The sequence below is a fragment of the Gluconobacter frateurii genome (assembly GCF_002723955.1).
In the GTDB taxonomy this organism is placed as follows: domain Bacteria; phylum Pseudomonadota; class Alphaproteobacteria; order Acetobacterales; family Acetobacteraceae; genus Gluconobacter; species Gluconobacter frateurii.
In genome coordinates this window covers 795,446-814,239 of record NZ_BEWN01000001.1, presented here as the reverse complement: position 1 = coordinate 814,239, position 18,794 = coordinate 795,446, and the positions used below count along the sequence as shown (strand labels likewise).

Sequence of the window (18,794 nt, the reverse complement as noted above, 5' to 3'; positions counted from 1 at the left end):
TCAGAACTCCACAACGCTACGGATGCTCTCGCCACGCGCCATCAGATCAAAACCGTGATTGATTTCGGAGAGCTTGAGTTTGTGGGTGATGAGGGAATCAATGTCGATCCGTCCATCCATGTACCAGTCCACGATTTTTGGAACATCCGTGCGACCCCGCGCTCCACCAAATGCCGAACCGATCCACCGGCGACCCGTCACGAGCTGAAACGGACGCGTGCTGATTTCCTGCCCGGCTCCGGCAACACCAATAACGCAGGATACACCCCAGCCACGATGGGCGCTTTCCAGAGCCTGACGCATGAGCGTGACATTGCCCACACATTCGAACGTGTAGTCTGCGCCACCACCGGTCATTTCGATGAGATGCCCGACCAGATCGCCATTCGGCCCGAGATCTTTTGGATTCACGAAATCCGTCATGCCAAACTGGCGTGCCATGGCTTCACGGCCGGGATTGACGTCCACGCCGATGATGCGTGTTGCGCCTACCATCTTTGCGCCCTGAATGACGTTCAGACCGATCCCCCCCAGACCGAAGACCGCCACGGTCGAACCCGGCTCGACCTGCGCCGTAAACATGACCGCGCCAATGCCGGTCGTCACGCCGCAGCCGATGTAGCAGACCTTGTCGAACGGAGCGTCCGGGCGAATTTTGGCCAATGAAATTTCAGGCAGAACCGTAAAATTCGCGAAGGTTGAACAGCCCATGTAGTGATGGATCGACTGGCCTTTGTAGGAGAAGCGCGAGGTTCCATCAGGCATCACGCCCTTGCCCTGCGTGGAGCGGATAGACGTACAAAGATTCGTCTTGCGGGACAGGCAGGACGGACATTCCCGACATTCCGGCGTGTAAAGCGGGATCACATGGTCACCCGGTTTCAGATGCTTCACACCCGGTCCGACTTCCCGGACGATACCGGCACCTTCATGACCCAGAATGGCGGGGAACAGGCCTTCCGGGTCCTGTCCGGACAGGGTGTACTTATCGGTATGACACAGGCCGGTCGCCTTGATTTCGACCAGAACCTCGCCTTCTTTGGGCCCTTCAAGCTGAACGGTATCGATTTCAAGCGGCTTGCCTGCTTCAAACGCAATCGCGGCAATGACATCCATCTGACTGTCTCCCTGCATACAGTGCTGCCAAGGTATCGCATTCGGGAAACAGGACGCAAGAGGCGCGTTATGCTTTCCTCCGGCCTTTGCAGGCGGACCTGTCGAGGAGAAAAGTTTCTGTCCCGGTTTGACTGGCAAAACTGCGCAAAACTGCGGAAATCTTTTGGTGTTGGCCGGTCATACTTTTCACGGTTAGTTTCAGAGGACATACCGCATTCAGGCAAGGAGCCTTCGGCTTGATCGTCAATCGCCAACACGGCCTGGCTATTCTCTTCAGAGAATCCCTGCCACCCATTGTTCTCCTGGCACTCTGGGACCTTGTGGTCGTCATTCTCTTTCAGATCTACCATCAGGAATGGATGGACCAGCCTGCTCTTCCCATCTCGTTGATGGGTTCCGCACTGGCCATCTTCCTTGGCATGCGAAACAACGCCGCCTATGCCCGCTGGTGGGAAGGACGGACCCTTTGGGGCGCCATCACGAACAACTGCCGATCCTTCGGACGTGAAGCCGCATCCCTGCTGGGCGGTCGTCCAGATCTTGCACGATACATGGCCGCCTATCCGCATGTCCTGCGCGCCGCGCTGCGTGGGGATTCTACGGGCGAGGAAGTCGAAAGACTGCTCCCGGCTGACGTCCGCACCAAGGTCTTTGCCTGCTCCAACACGGCGAATGCACTGCTTTACGAAATCGGTCTTGGCGTACAGCAGGAAGTGGAACTCAAAGGCATTGATGGTGCCGTTCATGGCACGGTGGATCGTATTCTTTCGGATATTGCCAACGCACAGGGTGGTCTTGAGCGTATCCGCAATACGCCACTGCCAGTGCAGTATTCCGTCATTCCTGAACTGGCAACGCATCTCTTCTGCATCATTCTACCCCTTTCGGCAGTCCAAACACTTGGTTGGATCACGCCTCTTGGGTCCAGTGTGATCGGGCTGCTATTCCAGATGCTGGACCGCAGTGGTCGTGACCTGCAGGAACCGTTTATCGCCAGCGTGCACGCACTCCCGATGCACACCATGGCCCGCACCATCGAGCGCGATCTTCTGCAACCCATTGGAGAGCCTGCGCCAGCCCCAATCCAGCCCAGGCACGGCGTGCAGGCATAATTCAGGTCGGATAGTGCAGGACAGGATACCGTTTTTCTGGTATCGTCCTGAGTTATGAACACCTTCAAGACCCCCCCGAAGGGCGGCATGACCGACGAAATGGCTCGTGCCGCAGCCAAGAACACCGCCCGTCAGACCGATCCCGAGCACGGTTCAGATCCGTTCAGCGAGGGTGATTCCATCGTTTACGCAGCGCATGGCGTAGGCCGGGTGGACAAGATCGGTATGGTCGAAGTGGCCGATACCATGATCGAGATGATCCAGATCTCGTTCCCTGGCAACCAGATGACCCTGCGTATCCCGCTGGCCAAGGCCCGTAAGGCCGGCCTGCGCAAGATCGTCACCCGGGACATCGTGGACAAGGCGATGACGGTCATCAAGGGCAAGCCACATGTCAGCAAGGGCATGTGGGCCCGCCGTGCCGTCGCCTATCAGGAAAAGATCAACTCCGGTGATCTGATCCAGATTGCGGAAGTGCTGCGTGACCTCCGTCGCAACGTAGACAGCCTGGATGGCAGCTTCTCTGAGCGTAAGCTTTTCGAAGCGGCACAGGAGCGCTTCGTTGCAGAAGTTGCCGTTCTCGAAAACACGGACCCCGCAACGGTTCTCGAGAGCCTGACCAAGACCATGAAGGCCGCCTGAGCCTTCCAGAATTCTGTGATGTTTTCATGTCATTATGAAAACATCACAGTTTGAAAAGCATCCTTCAGGCCATTTCCGCGTTGGCGACACGGAAGGCCGCTCCCGGATGCCCTACCCCATCTTTAAATCACTGACGTTCAAGGAGAGGTGAGGACCTATGCCCGCCCCTTACAGCAATCGTTTCGCCGGCAAGAAAGTACTCGTTACGGGTGCGTCCCAAGGTATTGGTGAGGCCACTGCCCTTCGCTTTGCAGAAGAAGGCGCTCAGGTCGCACTGAATGGCCGCAAGGAAGACAAGCTGATTGCTGTCCGCGAGAAGCTTCCGAAGGTCTCTGGCGGTGAACACCCGATCGCCACGGGTGACATTTCCAAGGAAGAAGACGTCCGCCGCCTGATGCGCGAGAGCATCGAGGCCATGGGTGGACTGGATGTTCTGGTCTGCAATGCAGGCTACCAGATTGCGTCCCCGTCCGAAGACATCAAGCTCGAAGACTTTGAAGGCGTGATGGCCGTCAATGTGACGGGCGTGATGCTCCCGTGCCGCGAAGCCATCAAGTACTGGCTTGAAAACGGCATTCAGGGCGCGATCATCGTGAACTCCTCTGTTCACCAGATCATCCCGAAGCCTCATTATCTTGGCTACTCTGCCTCCAAAGGCGCTGTGGGCAACATCGTCCGCACGCTGGCTCTGGAGTATGCAAGCCGTGGCATCCGCGTGAATGCAGTGGCACCGGGCGCCATCGTGACGCCGATCAACATGTCCTGGATTAACGATCCCGTGCAGTACAAGAATGTGTCAGATCACATTCCGATGAAGCGCCCGGGCGAAGGCCGTGAAATTGCTGACGCCGTCACGTTTCTTGCAGCAGAAGACAGCACCTACATTACAGGTCAAACCCTCTATGTGGATGGTGGCCTGACGTTGTATGGTGACTTCGAAAAGAACTGGTCTTCGTAAAATCCTATGGCGCCTTCCCTCACTGTTCTCATCATTGAAGATGATTTTCTGATCCGTACCTGTCTTGTGGAGTTTCTGCAGGACAGCGGACTAACTGTGAGGGAAGCAGGGACCTGCGCGGAAGCGATCGCCTGCATCGCTTCAGAGCCTAGCCTGGACGCCCTTGTGGCGGACATGGCACTTCCTGATGGCGATGGCATGAGCCTCAGCCATCAGGCACGCAATCGCTGGCCCGATCTTCCGGTCATTTACATCAGTGGCCATGGGGATCTTCGCAGGGACGAAACGTCCGGGGATCCCGCAAGGGACCGTTTCATTTCCAAACCCTATTCTCTGGCCGCCATCCTGAAAGCCCTTCAGGAGATGGCAGAGCCGGTTTCGGGCTAGGACAGGTACAATGAGCAGTACCAGCGACATCGCATTATCTTCCCCTCTTGATCATCGTCTGAGCGAAGCGGATCAAAGTCTTAGAGCCGGAGACGCAGAAACTGCTCTGGCGCTGCTCTCCCCTCTCTCAGACAGCGATGCGGTCCATCTGACGAGGGGCCGCGCATTCTTTCGGCTTGCCCGGTATCAGGACGCAGCCGTAGAGCTTGAAAAGGCTACCCGACCATTCGGCGGCCATGCCGTCGTCGCCCTTGTCGACGAAGCGGTGGCCATGCGCCGCAGAGCAGATCTGCTCCTACTGTTTGCAGAAAGCCGCAAGCTAGCCCCTCATGATCCGCGCCTTTTGGATGCCCAGGGAAATATCCTCATGCACCTGGGCCGCTTCGATGAAGCAGAGGTCTGCCTGCGGGAGAGTCTGAAACGGCGCCCGAATGACAAAGGCACTCTCAACCTTCTGGCCATGAATCTGACCGAGCAGGGACGCTTCGATGAAGCTCTCGCCATTCTGGATGATCTGCGTCAGCGCTCCCCAGGGGAATGGGGCCCGGGCTGCAACATGGCTGCCATTCTGAACAATATCGGGCGCCTCGAAGAAGCAGCGAACATCTACCGGGAAACCATTCCTCTTGGGCCAAATGAGGCTGCACTCAGGCTCAATCATTCCATTGCCATGCTCAAAAGCGGCCGTATGGCTCAGGGTTGGGCAGAGCACGAATGGCGCTTCGGAGTGCCGGGGCATACAAACCTGCCGCAGAGCCGCCTTCTGCCCAATATCACGCCATCCCTGAACCTTGTGGGAAAGCGTGTCCTCGTGACGCAGGAAGAAGGTCTGGGCGATACGCTGATGTATCTTCGGTATATTCCCGCTTTGGCCCGAACAGGAGCCATCGTTCATATCTGGGGTACATCCACGCTGGCCGGACTATGTGGCCGTGTTGAAGGTGTCTCCATCGTGCAACACGGTGGCGAGACGCCGGAATACGATTATCATTGCCCATTCATCAGTCTTCCCCGTGCGTTCTCTGCAACGCCAGATGCCATGGGTGCTCCGGTTCCCTACCTGACCGCCGAGCCGGCTAAAGCCACCCAGTGGAAGAAAAGCCTTCGTACTGATTGTAACCTGCGTGTTGGTCTGGTTTGGGCAGGTGGCGCACGGCCGGAGAACACTGGCGCGCAGATGGTAGACCGCCAGCGCTCCATGCCTCTCTCAGCCCTTGCGCCACTCGCTGATCTGAAGGGCATCAGTTTCTACTCTCTCCAGAAGGATGAACCAGCCCAACAAAGGCTGGATTTCCCGGGGCCTCTGGTAGATTTCATGCCGCAATGTCTGGATATGGATGATACGGCTGCTCTGGTGTCCTGCCTTGATCTGGTCGTGTCCGTGGATACGTCCATGGTGCATCTGGCGGGAGGGCTTGGGAAACCTGTCATCATGATGGACAGGTTCAACAACTGCTGGCGTTGGCTTCATGGTCGGGGCGACAGCCCGTGGTATCCGAAAATGAAAATCGTCCGCCAGACCCGTTTCCGGGACTGGTCGGACGTTGTAACCCGGGTCAGGTCACTGCTTGAAGACGCGGTCCGCGCCCGCTAGCCAAGCTTAGTAGTCGAACCCGTAAGACAGGCCGACACTCGATCCCGGATCGTTTTCCGGAGTGGTGAAGCCTGTCACCTGCCCACCTGTTCCGACCGTCGTGTTAAGCTTGAGGCGCTTCGTCAGATCAATCTGAACCTGTGCCTGCGTACCTGAACCCGATGTGGCCTGTTTCGCACCCACATACACGCCCTTCATGACGTATTTTCCGGCTTCCACACTGGTCCCGCCATTATCGACGCCGCTCCCGCCCCCCACAGCAAGACGATCAAGCCCAAGCGCATTCCGCACCTTCCCGAGCGGATCGAATGACGAACCTCCAGCAAGTTGCGCTACAGCAGCAGCAAGTTCTGCAAGTTGAGTCGTGGAAAGGGAATGGGCGTCCGTTCCGAAAAGTAGAATGGCCAAGACTTCATCCCGAGGCTGCGTCGGCACTGATGCGAAGTCGATCTTGGGGGCACTGGCATAGCCAGTCACCAGAAGGCTCGCCAGTGTTCCTTTAGCATTACGATCCGCGCGGAAATCCAGTGTCGGATCGAGCTTGTGATTCACGCCTGTGCCATTGAACGCGACGCGCCCATGCGTGAAGTTCAGGTTGATCCCGGCAAGGTTGAAGTTACCGCGCTTCATGTCGAAACCACCGGTCACTGATGGTGCACTGCTGGTACCACCGACATGCAGCTTGCCCTGCATTTCTGCATCCAGACCATGTCCCTGCACCACAAACTGGCCCGGCGAAATCACATCAATCGCCAGACCAATGATCAGGGCACTGGTCGTGTCTGGTGCCTTCTGGCCAGGACGAACCACATCAAGCTGCGCCACAGAAGCCGGCATGGAGTTGGGGATGTTTACCGTCACGCTTGGAAGAACGATCTTTCCATCCACATCGACGCGGGTCGTGGCCTGTCCGTGAATATGGAGATCCGTGTTGATCGTGGCTGTTACCAGATCACTGGAAATCGGTCGCGCCTTGTTGGAAATGACTTTGATATCCACCGGCAGCCCCGGCCGGAACACACCGACTGTTCCCGTCAGACCAATCGTTCCCTGCCCTGCGTGAGCCAGAACGTTCTGAAGCGTCAGAGTGTCACCTGAGGCCACAATCGCACCGTTGATATCCGTCAGACGGACGCCCTGTGCATAATGATCGAAAGAGACATTGCGCAGGTCAACCTGCCCGGTTGCCCGAGGCTGGGTTGCGTTTCCGGTGACATTCAGATTGATCCCGATCTGACCCTTCGTCGCCATGCCGCTGGCGCCCAGAACACCGTTGGCCACAGACAGATCCACATGGCCCGTCGTGTTCAAAGCGATCGCACCATCCTTCGACGTAGGCGCCGTTCCACGAACGGCCAGAGCCACTTTCGGACCAGCAGCAAGGGTCGCATCCACCTTTGCTGTTTTCCCGGCCAGGCCGATATTTGCCAGAATTTCTGCCGCTGGCAGCGATGCTGCCGGGCCTGTCTGCATTTTCAGACCATGCGCATTCAGAGACACGGTTCCGGTCGGTGCATCCAGTGTTCCGCCCAGATTGGCCTTCGCGGAAATGGTGCCGCTTGCTGCCAGATCCGGGGCGAAAGGCTTGGCAATCGCAGGCGTCAGACGGTCCACCGTCGCAGTCAACGCAAGGCGTGGCTTGATCGAGCCTGCAACATCAATCGTTGCAGGCGCCACACCCTTCGGTGCCAATGTCGCGCGCAGATGATCCACGCCCATGATATCACCGAAGGATACATTGGCGGGCCCACCCAGACGAATATATTCGTCTTTCGCCATGGCCGTCAGACGATCAATGCGGACGGTTTTCTTCGGCAGGTTCAGCAGAACAGCCGTATCGACATTGGCCGGTGCACCCATGACATTCTGGAAAGCACCATTCAGCGTCAAGGCCATCGCAGACTGCGGCCCTTTGACCGTGGCCCGCGCCTTACCCGTGATATCCTGCGAGCGAACGCCTGCGAGATCGAGCGTCAGATCCGGAGTTGGGTCATCAATCGGATTGGAAATCAGACCCTTTAGAGTCAGGGACTGCACGCTCGCCTGAGCCATGGCCAACGCACCATCAAGTCCGAGTTTGACCTGCGGCGGTGCGCCTTGTGGCTCGGTCGTATGAATGGAAAGAGCCAGATGTCCCTTGATGGCCTGACCGATCAGACGCTGGAAATCCGCAAGGTTTTTGACGCTGAGATCCAGATCACCCAGAGGCACCTTCGCGCCATTGGGCAGGCGGAGTTTGCCGTGCCCGGTGAGGCTGTTCCAGCTCAGCTTGTTCAGATCAACATGGAATGCGCCATCATCCGTTTTCTGCACGGCGCTATCCAGCACCAGCGGCGCGTGATCCAGCGTTCCGTGAGCCGTCAGCGTGCCCTGAGGATGTGAGGGCAGATGCTGGAAATCCGCATCCAGTGCTACTGGCCCCTTCGCAACATCCTTTGTCCCGAACTCACCTTCCAGACCGGCTTTGACAGCCAGATCATCGGTCGGTCCATCCGCCGTGGCCGTCAGGGTCGTATTGCCGAGAAGCGTCGGATTGACCTGTTTCAGATCCGGCAGCGCAACCGTTGCCTTCGTCTGCATCCGGTTTCCATGCGCCATATCCACAATGGCTGACACCAAGACATGGAGCGCCTGACCATCCAGCCCGAAATTCTTCACGGTCAGGACATTGGCCGGGGACTTGCTGAGCTGCAGGGCCAGATGACCGTCCTTGCCGATCAGATGCAAAGCCTGCGGCTGACCTCCGGTGATAGAAATCGTGCCCGTGCTTTGGAGCGTCAGGTCATCATGATCCGTCACCGGCATGGCGAAATCAGCCGCCAGTGCAGCGTTTCCGCTCAGGTCCGTGCTACCCATGGCAGCAAGCGGGTGCAGATCCGGCAATGTCAGCGTGACGTGACCGGATGCTGCTGGCTTGAGCGTCGTGTTTGCGGCCATCTGGATCAGCGGGTGACTGACTGTCGCCACCACCGGCATGGTCGCTGCGAGCGGATGCGCCGTCACATCCAGCGTCAACGGGGCGGACGCCAATATGGTGGGCTGAGGTCCGGGCACACGCAGCCCGGTCAGAGCGGCCTGAAGATGAGCAACCGTATCTTCTGATTTGGGCGTTTCGTTCCCGTCAAAAGTCGCGTGCAGATGCCCGATGGAAGCACCACCAGCGGTCAAAGCGTCAATGTCCAGAAGACCCTGTCCTGCGGGGGCCTTCAGCGGCCCGTGCAGATCGGTGTTCAGGGCAATCGCATTCCAGCCAATTCCCGGTTTCAGGGTCATGGCAGGCGCATTGGCCTTGACGTGCAGGGTTGCAGCATTGGTGTAGAGGTTGATCTGCCCGGTCGAAGACGCCGTAATCGGCCCGGCGCTCAGTCCGAAATCAAGAGCGGCAGCGGTGCGCGGTCCGGACAGGTTCAGATGCGTGTCTACAGGATCAAGTTGCGGCAGTTGCCCAAGCGTGGTCGCGAACCCGTTGACGCCTTCCTTATAAGTGAGCGCCAAAGCAATACGGTCTTTGGGAGTCTGGGCCGCCAGCGTCAGGCCACCCGGTGCATCCAGACGGTTCAGTTGCAGCGCAATATCCATTTTCGGAAGCGACTGCATTGTCACGCCATTCAGGAATGGCGCGATTGACGCGATGTGCGCGTGACCGTTCAGTGTGAAGACCGTGGGCTTGCCCGTAAAGTCAGGTCCGATTTCGATACGGCCGACATTCAGGGCATCCAGATCCACCTTGATGTTGAGCTTCGATGGGCTGGACTTCGTCTGTGTCTCGGTTGTCGTCTGCGTCGTGTCCGAAACGGGGCTGCGGAGCAGCGCCAGACGGCTGGCACTCAGAACCTTGACGTGCGCATCCATGAGCAGAAGGGAGAGCGGAGACCAGCGGAGCTCAAAATGATCCAGCTCCAGCCAGACGCCTTTGCTGTCCTTCACCTTCAGTTCAGCCAGCGTCAGATGCTGTGGAAGCGCACCCGACAGCCCGGCGATCTGCACCATACCACCCGTCAATGGGCCGACTTTGCTTTCGATCAGCCGCTGCCCTGGCCCAATATTGATGCCGATGAGCACAACCAAGAGCGCCAGAACAACCAGTCCGACTGGTACGGCGACAACGAGACCAACGATCCAGAGAATGATCCTGCGGGCGCGCATCAGAAAGTCTCCCCAAGACCAATATAGAGTTCCCATTTGTCGCCATAAGCAGGGCGGTTCATTGGGAGAGCAACGTCAACACGGATAGGGCCGATCGGCGTGAAGTAACGAACGCCCGCGCCATATCCGACACGGAGCGTTCCCTGCCCCGGACGGGAGCCGGTCCCAACCTGACCGGCATCCACGAAGGCAGCCACCCCCAGATTCATTGGCAGTCGCTGGCGGAATTCGACCGTTCCCGCATCCAGGGACGTGCCGCCAATGGCATATTTCGTGTTGCCGTATTGTGGCCCCACCCCTTGATACCGGAAGCCACGAACCGTCGCGGGTCCACCTGCATAAAGCCGCTGATCCGGTGGGATCTGGTAGGTGGATGCCCCCTGAACCGACCCAATAGTGCCACGCACGGCAATGACGCTCTTGCCGGGTTTGGTCAGACCGATCCGGGCGAGGTCAAAGTATGTGGAGACCTGCGCAGACAGCAGCGTGAAGAAGGATGTTGCGTTTTCCAGTGACACCGACGGGGACGCAGACAGGGAGGCACGGATGCCGTGAGTCGCAGGGTCGATCGGGTTTGAAAGCTGGGTGCTGTCATAGGTCGCGCTGAGTGGTGCGGACACGATGAAATAACTTCGCGTATCGCCAAACTGCTGGATCTGCTCCTGCATCCCCATCAGGCCGCCAGACACATACCAGAACTTACCCAGACGACGGCCAATGCCTCCGCGAAGAATGAAGGCCGTCTGATGATAGGAGTAGAGAAGCTGCCGCACCGCTTCCACACGCAGGCTGAGGTTCTGGTTCTTATGCAGGAAGTCCGGCTTACTGAAATCGGCATAGACATCGTAGCCCAAGCCCTGCTGGGCTGAACCGCCAAGGCCTGTGAGCAGAGCTGTCAGCTTGAGCTGCTCGGCATTCCCCAGAAGATTATGATGCGTCCAGGTCACACCAGCGCGCCCACCCAGATCGGTCGAGTACCCGGCCTGAACCGCGACGGTGCGTCTTTTGGCTTCTTTGAAATCGAAATCAACAGGCATGGCCTGAAAGACGCCGGGCACGAGCGTCTTACCCGGTCCGAGCGTTACGATCGGCGGCGCATTGTGAACCTGAACTGAAGAGAAGACGCCTACGGAGGCCAGATCCTGCCGGGCAGCCTCGATCTTGGACGGCTGATACAGCTCGCCTTCCTTAATTGTCAGGCGACGACGGAGGAACGACTGGTGCACGCGCTGCAAACCATCCATCCCGACCGGACCAATAACAACCTTCGGACCTTTTCCGACCCGGAAAACCACGTCCAGCGTGTTGTCATGAGGCTGAAGATAGGCAAGCGGCGTAGACACGTCCGCTACGGCATACCCTTCTTCCTGCAACTGCGTGAGCAGATTGCCCTGTGCCGCAAGCACATCCGAAGCAACGGCTGGTTGGCCGGATTTGAGCTTGAACGCTTTCAGTTCGTCCGCAGTCAGTTCAACAGGCTCGCCCTGAGTAGCAGTCCCCCCGGTCGTTTCGGGGACGCCCATCTTGTCCGCTGTCTGCGCCTTGCTGGTCGTGGGAGCTGCACTGCCCTGTGGAGAGGGTGCCTTTGCGACGGCATCAGACGGTTGAGCCGCCGTTGGTGGCGGAGTGGTTAGGGTGATCCTGCCAAGATGAAACAGCGGCCCCATGGTAGCTGATACCGTGATGCTGACCTTGCCGTCCTTAGGGAGCGCCTCCAGAGCGTCTGGCAGAGCCGGATCCCGTCCGTCCAGATCCTGGCTTCCGACCTTGATACGAATTGTAACCGTGCCCGCATAATAGCCCTGTGACTGCAATGCGGTGTCCACACGGTCGTAATCTGCACGGATACGTCCTGCCAGGGCATAAGGCCCGACAGCATGCGTCGTCTTCAGCGTCTGAAGCTGGGACGATGCCTGAATAGCGGCATCAACCTCTGCATTCTTGGTTGGTTGGATGGTAACAGAATACGGAACGGTTTTTTCCGCCGCCTCACCACTGGAGGGCGCATCTGCCCACGCTTTATGGACATGACAGCATGGTGCCATTGCCCCAAGAGCGAGAGAAAGAGAAACGACTGACGAGCGACTGCCTGGCTTCACCGGAGGTCCTGAAAATCCGTTTTGAGGGGTAATCGAACCGGGAAGGATCGAACCTTTGGAGCGGATCCGCAAACAGCAGCCGCGTACCCTTCAGGCTGTATCCTGAACCTGCACGTCAAGTCCACCGTGGAACACCCTTTGTCACCATCGGTAAATACGCCTGTGAGACAAACAAGATTGTCTAGCCTCTCCGAAATCCTTATCACTCAGCACCCATGTCCCATCGTGATGTCCCTGGACCTTCCAGCCGCCGAAGCCATAACCGACCGATCATTGACGAAAGTGTCAATTTTCCGGCTGTTCAGGCAACAACCCAGTCATCAGCCTTCAGCCGTCTGAGCTGCGCAGGCAGACTGGTCATGGTTCTGATGTGGGCTTTCTGGTTGTCGAGCTTCCAGTATGTCTTCATCCACTTGCCGGGATCAGCGAAAATTCGCCTCCCCCGCATTTTCTGGGGTATGATCGCCCGTATTCTGGGGCTTCAACTTCGTGTGGTCGGAGAGAGTGCTGGCGGAATTCGCTCAGCCAAGGATGTTCAGCGAGGGGAACGTCCAATCGTTTATGTGGCCAACCACTGTTCCTGGCTGGACATCGTCGCCGTTGGCGGCGTGCTGCATACGGTCTTTGTCGCCAAGGGTGAAGTCGGCTCCTGGCCGCTGATCGGAACCATTTCCCGTCTGGGCCGCACGATCTTTGTCAGTCGCAATCGTCAGAATACGGGTAAGGAACTTCATGACATGGCGGATCGCCTCTGGGACGGGGATGACATCGTCCTCTTCCCGGAAGGAACATCGTCAGATGGCAGCCGCGTCCTGCCGTTCCTGTCATCCTTCTTTGCTGTCGCAAAGCCCGGCCGTCTCGAACAGGCAGGAATGCCCAAGCCGCCACCAGTCCTTATCCAGCCCGTCTCCATTGTTTATGACCGACTGGAAGGTCTTCCTGTTGGACGCAGCCGCAGATCCGTCTTCTCATGGTATGGCGACATGGATCTGACGCCTCATATTTGGTCATTCGGCCAGTGGCGCTCGATGCGGGCGACCATTCTCCTGCATCCTCCACTGAATCCGGAAGATTTCAAATCCCGCAAGGAACTGGCCAACGCGACATTCAATGCCGTGCGTGACGGCGCTGCCCTGCTTCGGCAGGGGCTTGTGCCAGACGCACAGGACTAAGCGCGCTATTCTTCTACACTTCACAAGGTTTGTCTTGACTTGCCCGGGGCCGCGGCGTCACTTTCATCGTTAATGACGGGAGCACTTTTGCGGCCGTCCGGAGATGATGATGCCGCTTCAGGCCAGTCTGACATGCCGATATGACACCATGTTTGACCTCTCCCGCGTCCGGACAGGCTTGACCGCTCGGTCTCCTGCCCCGATGTGTGTGCCTGTTTTTGCCAACCCCGGATCGAGACCGTGACCCCCGAGACTTCTGCCTCCACGCCTGCTCCTGCTGATCGTGCCCCCACTGACCGTACTCGTCATGGGCTGCATGTCATTACCTGGGGCTGCCAGATGAACGTCTATGACAGCGCCCGCATGGCCGATGTCCTGCGTCCGCTTGGCTACGGGCCGGTTGAAACCCCCGAAGAAGCGGACATGGTGATCCTCAACACCTGCCACATCCGCGAACGCGCGACGGAAAAGGTTTTTTCCGAACTGGGGCGCCTTCGCAAGATCCGTGATGAGCGGATGGAGAACGGGCAGGATCGCAGCATCATTGCCGTTGCCGGATGTGTTGCGCAGGCCGAAGGCGAGGAAATCCTGCGCCGGGCACCCTATGTTGATCTTGTGCTTGGCCCGCAGACCTATCATCGCCTGCCAGAGATGGTCGCCCGTGCAGCGCGCGCTGGCGGTGCGGTCATCGAGACGGATTTCCCGGCCGAGCAGAAATTCGACTTCCTTCCCAATGAGGCTGCCCCGCAGTCCGCCGGAAATCTCACGGCGTTTCTGACCATTCAGGAAGGCTGCGACAAGTTCTGCTCCTTCTGTGTCGTGCCTTACACGCGCGGCGCCGAAAGCAGCCGCTCGGTAGCGTCCGTCATGGCCGAAGCACGGCGCATGGTGGCAGCTGGCGTAAAGGAAATCACGCTCCTGGGTCAGAACGTCAACGCCTATCATGGCGATAATGGGCAGGGTGGAAGTGCCACACTGGCGGAACTGGCCGAAGAACTGGCCCGTCTGCCAGGTCTGGATCGTATCCGTTACATGACGTCTCACCCGCGTGACGTGGATCAGACCCTGATCGACGCTCACCGCGATAACCGCGCCCTGATGCCATTCCTGCATCTGCCAGTTCAGAGTGGTTCGGACCGTATCCTGAAGGCCATGAACCGTGGACATACCGCAGACGAGTACCGCGAGAGCGTTCGTCGTCTGCGGGAAGCGCGGCCGGATCTGGCCCTGTCTTCCGACTTCATCGTCGGTCATCCGGGTGAAACGGATGAGGACTTCGAAGCCACGATGCAGCTCGTGCGCGATATCGGCTTCGCCATGGCTTACAGCTTCAAATATTCCCCACGTCCCGGCACCCCCGCCGCTGGCCAGCCTTTTCAGGTGGCCGAGGATGTGAAGGACCGTCGCCTCGCCGAGCTTCAGGCGCTCCTGCGTGAGCAGCAGGATGCGTTCAATGCCGATATGGTCGGGACGGTTCAGGATATTCTCATTACGGGGAAAGGCCGCAAGCCGGGTCAGCTTTCTGGTCGGTCTCCGTATCTCCAGCCCGTTCATTTTGAAGGGCCGGAACATTTGATTGGCACCATCGCCAAGGTTGCCATCACAACTCGCATGACCAACTCACTTGGTGGAACCCTCATCCGGGAGACAGCCTCCGCTTGCTGACAACACCCCCGACGCGCTCCGTCGCCACCACTGGTGGCACCGAAGGCAATCGCACCGTCGCATTGCGCTTCAATGACAACATTCTTCTCCAGAGACTTCTGGGAGACCACGACCGGCATCTCGCCCGGCTTGAAGACGGGTTTGATGTCCGGCTCTCGTGCCGCGGCAACAAGATCGCCATCTCGGGCGAGACGGACGCCGTAGGCCGGGCGCAGGCCGCCATCGTCGCGCTTTACAATCAGCTTGAACAGGGTGGCACCATCGACAGTTCGCAGGTTGACGGGGTGATCCGCCTTACGGCGCTTCCCACGCGTCATCAGGAACGTCAGCGCGCTGCCGTCCCTCCGCCCCCGCAGCAGCACTCCCAGAAACAGAATGCACGCCGGGACCACCACCAGCGGAGCGATGCCCGTTCCCCGCAGCAGGCCCCTCCTTCATCTGCCCCCTTTACGGACCTGCCCGCCATTCGCACCAAGCGGGGTGTGATCGCACCACGGTCTCACGGCCAGGCGGCGTATATGGAAATGCTGGCCCGCACTGATCTGGTCTTTGGGATTGGTCCGGCCGGAACAGGCAAGACTTATCTGGCGGTCGCGCAAGGCGTCGCAATGCTGCTGGCCGGACAGGTTGATCGCATCATTCTCTCCCGGCCGGCAGTAGAAGCGGGCGAGCGTCTGGGATTCCTGCCCGGCGACATGCGGGAAAAGATCGATCCTTATCTTCGCCCGCTCTATGATGCCCTGAATGACATGATGCCGGGCGACCAGGTCGTGCGCCGGATGGGCACGGGCGAGATTGAAGTTGCGCCACTGGCCTTCATGCGTGGCAGAACCCTTGCCCACTCTTTCGTCATTCTCGATGAAGCCCAGAATACGACCCCAGCCCAGATGAAGATGTTCCTGACCCGCATGGGTGAAGGCACACGCATGGCTGTTACAGGCGACCTGAGCCAGATTGATCTGCCCAACGGGGTATCATCTGGGCTAAAGGAAGCCGTCGAGACCCTCGAAGGCATCAAGGGAATCGGCATTACACGTTTTACGTCCGTCGATGTGGTGCGCCATCCACTGGTCGCCCGTATCGTCGATGCCTATGAACAGAAAGCGCCTGCCCCTCTGGACAGTTTCAGGGATCGGCCGCGCCGGGAAAACAATGGAACCTCCAAGTCGTCACGCCGGTACTGACATCATTATCGAGGACGCCAGATGGCGCTCCTCGGTTCCTGATACGGAGCGCGCGATCCGTCGTGCGCTCACCGCCGTCGCCCGTCAGGGTGGCCCGGATTTCAGCCGGTCTCCCGCTCCATCGATTCTTCTTTCGACGGACCGGATCGTAAAGCGGCTTAACGCCCGCTTCCGCAACAAGAACAAGCCCACGAATGTTCTGACATTCGAGCCGGTGTCCCCCGTCCATGGCGGAGACATCATCCTGGGATACGAGACCGTCCGGAAGGAAGCGCATGCTGCCCATCGCAGCATGCGTGCCCATCTGTCACATCTTGTGGTTCATGGTGCCCTGCATCTGGCAGGATACGATCATTATCAGCCCGGCGAAGCCCGGGACATGGAAGGCGTGGAAACCCGCACGATGCGTCAGCTTGGCTTTGGCGATCCGTGGCGACAGGCAGGAAGACGGGCATGAGCGAAGACATTACTGACCGTTCAGACGACGGTAGGAAGAATTCCCGGGGCCTGTTCGGACTGTTTGGCCGCCGTGGTCGCGATCAGGGCCTCCGCGAATCCATTGCCACGCTCGTTCATGAGGCGGCCCAGCCTTTTGAGGAAACGGGTGACGAGCCCGAACTCGATCGGCAGGAACGCGCCCTCATCATGAACGTGCTGCGCCTGCGGGACATCACGGCGGATGACGTCATGATCCCGCGCGCAGACATCATCGCCATGCCGGAGAACATCTCTTTCAACGATGCTCTGGATCACATGCGCCGGGAAAACCATTCCCGAATGCCGGTCTATCGCGGGCAGCTCGACGATATTGCGGGCATGATCCATGTGAAGGATCTGGTGGCTTATGTGGATGATCCCGAGGCGTTCGACATCCGCCCGCTCCTGCGTCAGCCCCTGATGATTGCGCCAACCATCCCGGTTCTGGATCTGCTTCTACAGATGCGTCAGCGCCGGATGCACATGGCGCTCGTCATTGACGAATACGGCAGCATTGATGGCCTCGTGACGATCGAAGATCTGATCGAAACAATTGTGGGCGATATTTCAGACGAGCATGATGATCCGGTCACAACACCGTGGGTCGAACGTGCGGACGGATCTTTCGATATTGATGCCCGTCTGCCTGTCCGCCACCTCGAAGAACGGCTTGGCTCCGTTCTGACGGATGCCGAACGGGAAGCGGAAATCGAGACGGTTGGTGGCCTCGTATTCCGTCTGGCAGAGCATGTCCCGGCCAAGGATGAAGTCCTGACGCATGAAAGTGGATTGGAATTCCGCGTTCTGGATGCGGATGCGCGCCACATCCGTGCCCTGCGCATGCGGGTTCCGGAAGGATGGGAAAAGAAGCCCCTTCCCGATACGGGACAGCAGGATGACGAGCGCGGGTCTTGACGGCTGCGCCAGTTCATCGTTCTGAGTAAGGCACCCTGTCCGTAATGGAGACCTGTCGATGACCCTTGGCCGCCGCGCGTTCCTGATTGCCGGCCCTGCCCTTGCGGCAGTGACCTCCCTGTCTTCTGCCCGCGCGGAAGACACCGGGCTTCCTCCGGGAGATGCCCGCATGGGAGCACGCGTCCTCGGATCGCCGGATGCCAAGGTGCAGGTTGATGAATGGTTCTCCCTCACCTGCTCTCATTGTGCGCATTTTGCACAAACGGTCTTCCCACAGGTGAAGGCAAACCTGATTGATACCGGCAAGATCCGGTATCGCTATCATGATTTCCCGTTGGATCAGATTGCACTTCTGGCCGCGATGGTGGCGCGCTCTCTGCCTGCGGACCGCTACGCGCCATTCGTGGATGATCTGCTTCGCACTCAGGATCAATGGGCTTTCGCCCAGAACATCGATCCCATGCAGGAACTGAAGAAGCGCGCCGCCATGGCGGGCATTTCAGCGACTGAGTTCGACAAGATCAACGCTGATAATGCCCTACGCGAGGCCATTGTGAACCGGCAGGACCGCGATGGTGCTTTCCTTCAGATCCAGGGTACCCCTTATTTCCGCATCAATGACGCTCCGGCCCCGGATGTCGTTTCCAGCTATGATGCGTTCGCCAAAGCAGTTGCAAAGGCTTCCTGAATGACCCGCCCTATGATTTCCCGCCGCTTCATTCTCTCCGCAGCCCCGGCTCTTGCCGTGGCCGGTACGGCAGCCCGCGCTGCAGATGCACCGCCGGCGCTGCCGGCCAATGACCCGCGCATGGGACCGCGTATCATCGGCAATCCGAACGCCAAGGTGCTGGTGCAGGAGTGGTTTTCCCTGACCTGCACGCATTGTGCCCATTTCGGAACGGAAGAATTCCCGAAGATCAAGGAACAGCTGATTGATACCGGCAAGATCCGCTATCAGTTCCATGATTTCTGCGGGGACCGCGTCGGCCTGACGGCCGCCATGGTAGCCCGTTCACTGCCGGAAGACCGTTACGTACCTTTCATTGGTGCGCTGCTCTCCAGCCAGATGCAGTGGGCCTTCGCTTCGGGTGGCGACCCGATGCAACGTCTTCAACAGATGTCAGCTCTTGCTGGTGTCTCCGCTGCCCAGTTCAAGAGCATCAGCGAAGACACGGCGTTCATGCAGGCCATGTTCAATCAGGTGCAGAAGGATGCGGACACTTACAGCATTCAGGGTACGCCGTATTTCCGCTTTAACAACACGCATTACGATCAGGATCCGGAAACCTACGAGAAGTTTGCCGATCTGGTCGCAAAGGCGTCCTGA

15 protein-coding genes are annotated in these 18,794 nt (G+C 58.6%); 12 read left to right on the top strand and 3 right to left on the bottom strand.

Annotated elements, in window-relative coordinates; translation table 11 throughout:
- Positions 1-1,116, bottom strand: a complete 1,116-nt coding sequence (locus GFR01_RS03755; protein ID WP_099181302.1) for an S-(hydroxymethyl)glutathione dehydrogenase/class III alcohol dehydrogenase — start codon at positions 1,114-1,116, stop codon at positions 1-3.
- Positions 1,117-1,352: 236 nt separating this feature from the next.
- Between GFR01_RS03755 and GFR01_RS03750 the strand changes: the two genes are divergently transcribed.
- The 5 genes from GFR01_RS03750 to GFR01_RS03730 all read left to right on the top strand — a co-directional run bounded on the left by GFR01_RS03750 (position 1,353) and on the right by GFR01_RS03730 (position 5,809).
- Positions 1,353-2,228 carry a bestrophin family protein gene (locus tag GFR01_RS03750; protein ID WP_063902962.1) on the top strand — a complete coding sequence of 292 codons (876 nt, stop codon included), beginning with the start codon at positions 1,353-1,355 and terminating at the stop codon, positions 2,226-2,228.
- Between the two features lie 54 nt (positions 2,229-2,282).
- Positions 2,283-2,870: a CarD family transcriptional regulator gene (locus tag GFR01_RS03745; protein ID WP_063902963.1), complete on the top strand. Its 588-nt coding sequence runs from the start codon at positions 2,283-2,285 to the stop codon at positions 2,868-2,870.
- 157 nt (positions 2,871-3,027) lie between these two features.
- Complete coding sequence (locus tag GFR01_RS03740; protein WP_063902964.1) at positions 3,028-3,828, top strand: SDR family NAD(P)-dependent oxidoreductase; 801 nt, start codon at positions 3,028-3,030, stop codon at positions 3,826-3,828.
- Positions 3,829-3,834: 6 nt separating this feature from the next.
- A complete protein-coding gene (locus GFR01_RS03735; protein WP_063902965.1) occupies positions 3,835-4,215 on the top strand; it encodes a response regulator in 381 nt (126 codons plus the stop codon).
- A gap of 10 nt (positions 4,216-4,225) precedes the next feature.
- The gene (locus GFR01_RS03730; protein WP_099181301.1) at positions 4,226-5,809 is read left to right on the top strand and encodes a tetratricopeptide repeat protein; all 1,584 of its coding nucleotides are present in this window, start codon (positions 4,226-4,228) and stop codon (positions 5,807-5,809) included.
- Positions 5,810-5,815: 6 nt separating this feature from the next.
- Here the strand turns inward: GFR01_RS03730 and GFR01_RS03725 are convergent, their stop codons facing one another.
- Positions 5,816-9,955, bottom strand: a complete 4,140-nt coding sequence (locus GFR01_RS03725; RefSeq protein WP_099181300.1) for a translocation/assembly module TamB domain-containing protein — start codon at positions 9,953-9,955, stop codon at positions 5,816-5,818.
- Complete coding sequence (locus GFR01_RS03720) at positions 9,955-12,054, bottom strand: autotransporter assembly complex protein TamA (RefSeq protein WP_099181299.1); 2,100 nt, start codon at positions 12,052-12,054, stop codon at positions 9,955-9,957. The genes GFR01_RS03725 and GFR01_RS03720 overlap by 1 nt, the downstream gene beginning before the upstream one ends.
- Positions 12,055-12,269: 215 nt before the next feature.
- Between GFR01_RS03720 and GFR01_RS03715 the strand changes: the two genes are divergently transcribed.
- The 7 genes from GFR01_RS03715 (at position 12,270) to GFR01_RS03685 (ending at position 18,794) form a co-directional block, all read left to right on the top strand.
- Positions 12,270-13,226, top strand: coding sequence for a lysophospholipid acyltransferase family protein (locus tag GFR01_RS03715; RefSeq protein WP_099181298.1), 957 nt, complete (start codon positions 12,270-12,272; stop codon positions 13,224-13,226).
- Between the two features lie 240 nt (positions 13,227-13,466).
- Positions 13,467-14,891: a tRNA (N6-isopentenyl adenosine(37)-C2)-methylthiotransferase MiaB gene (gene miaB / locus GFR01_RS03710; protein WP_174694650.1), complete on the top strand. Its 1,425-nt coding sequence runs from the start codon at positions 13,467-13,469 to the stop codon at positions 14,889-14,891.
- On the top strand, positions 14,885-16,075 hold the full coding sequence (locus tag GFR01_RS03705) for a PhoH family protein (RefSeq protein WP_099181296.1): 1,191 nt from the start codon (positions 14,885-14,887) through the stop codon (positions 16,073-16,075). Before miaB ends, GFR01_RS03705 begins: the two co-directional genes overlap by 7 nt.
- Positions 16,044-16,532, top strand: a complete 489-nt coding sequence (ybeY, locus tag GFR01_RS03700; protein ID WP_099181295.1) for an rRNA maturation RNase YbeY — start codon at positions 16,044-16,046, stop codon at positions 16,530-16,532. Before GFR01_RS03705 ends, ybeY begins: the two co-directional genes overlap by 32 nt.
- Entirely contained in the window at positions 16,529-17,467 is a 939-nt protein-coding gene (locus GFR01_RS03695) for a hemolysin family protein (protein ID WP_016737752.1), read from the top strand. The genes ybeY and GFR01_RS03695 overlap by 4 nt, the downstream gene beginning before the upstream one ends.
- 58 nt (positions 17,468-17,525) lie before the next feature.
- A complete protein-coding gene (locus GFR01_RS03690; RefSeq protein ID WP_099181294.1) occupies positions 17,526-18,155 on the top strand; it encodes a thioredoxin domain-containing protein in 630 nt (209 codons plus the stop codon).
- Complete coding sequence (locus tag GFR01_RS03685; RefSeq protein ID WP_061931762.1) at positions 18,156-18,794, top strand: thioredoxin domain-containing protein; 639 nt, start codon at positions 18,156-18,158, stop codon at positions 18,792-18,794.

Excerpts from the sequence above, each read along its gene's own strand:
- GFR01_RS03755 (WP_099181302.1), bottom strand. The coding sequence starts at position 1,116 with ATGGATGTCATTGCCGCGATTGCGTTTGAAGCAGGCAAGCCGCTTGAA.
- GFR01_RS03745 (WP_063902963.1), top strand. The coding sequence starts at position 2,283 with ATGAACACCTTCAAGACCCCCCCGAAGGGCGGCATGACCGACGAAATG.
- GFR01_RS03740 (WP_063902964.1), top strand. The coding sequence starts at position 3,028 with ATGCCCGCCCCTTACAGCAATCGTTTCGCCGGCAAGAAAGTACTCGTT.
- GFR01_RS03735 (WP_063902965.1), top strand. The coding sequence starts at position 3,835 with ATGGCGCCTTCCCTCACTGTTCTCATCATTGAAGATGATTTTCTGATC.
- GFR01_RS03730 (WP_099181301.1), top strand. The coding sequence starts at position 4,226 with ATGAGCAGTACCAGCGACATCGCATTATCTTCCCCTCTTGATCATCGT.
- GFR01_RS03725 (WP_099181300.1), bottom strand. The coding sequence starts at position 9,955 with ATGCGCGCCCGCAGGATCATTCTCTGGATCGTTGGTCTCGTTGTCGCC.
- GFR01_RS03715 (WP_099181298.1), top strand. The coding sequence starts at position 12,270 with ATGTCCCATCGTGATGTCCCTGGACCTTCCAGCCGCCGAAGCCATAAC.
- ybeY (WP_099181295.1), top strand. The coding sequence starts at position 16,044 with ATGGAACCTCCAAGTCGTCACGCCGGTACTGACATCATTATCGAGGAC.
- GFR01_RS03695 (WP_016737752.1), top strand. The coding sequence starts at position 16,529 with ATGAGCGAAGACATTACTGACCGTTCAGACGACGGTAGGAAGAATTCC.
- GFR01_RS03690 (WP_099181294.1), top strand. The coding sequence starts at position 17,526 with ATGACCCTTGGCCGCCGCGCGTTCCTGATTGCCGGCCCTGCCCTTGCG.
- GFR01_RS03685 (WP_061931762.1), top strand. The coding sequence starts at position 18,156 with ATGACCCGCCCTATGATTTCCCGCCGCTTCATTCTCTCCGCAGCCCCG.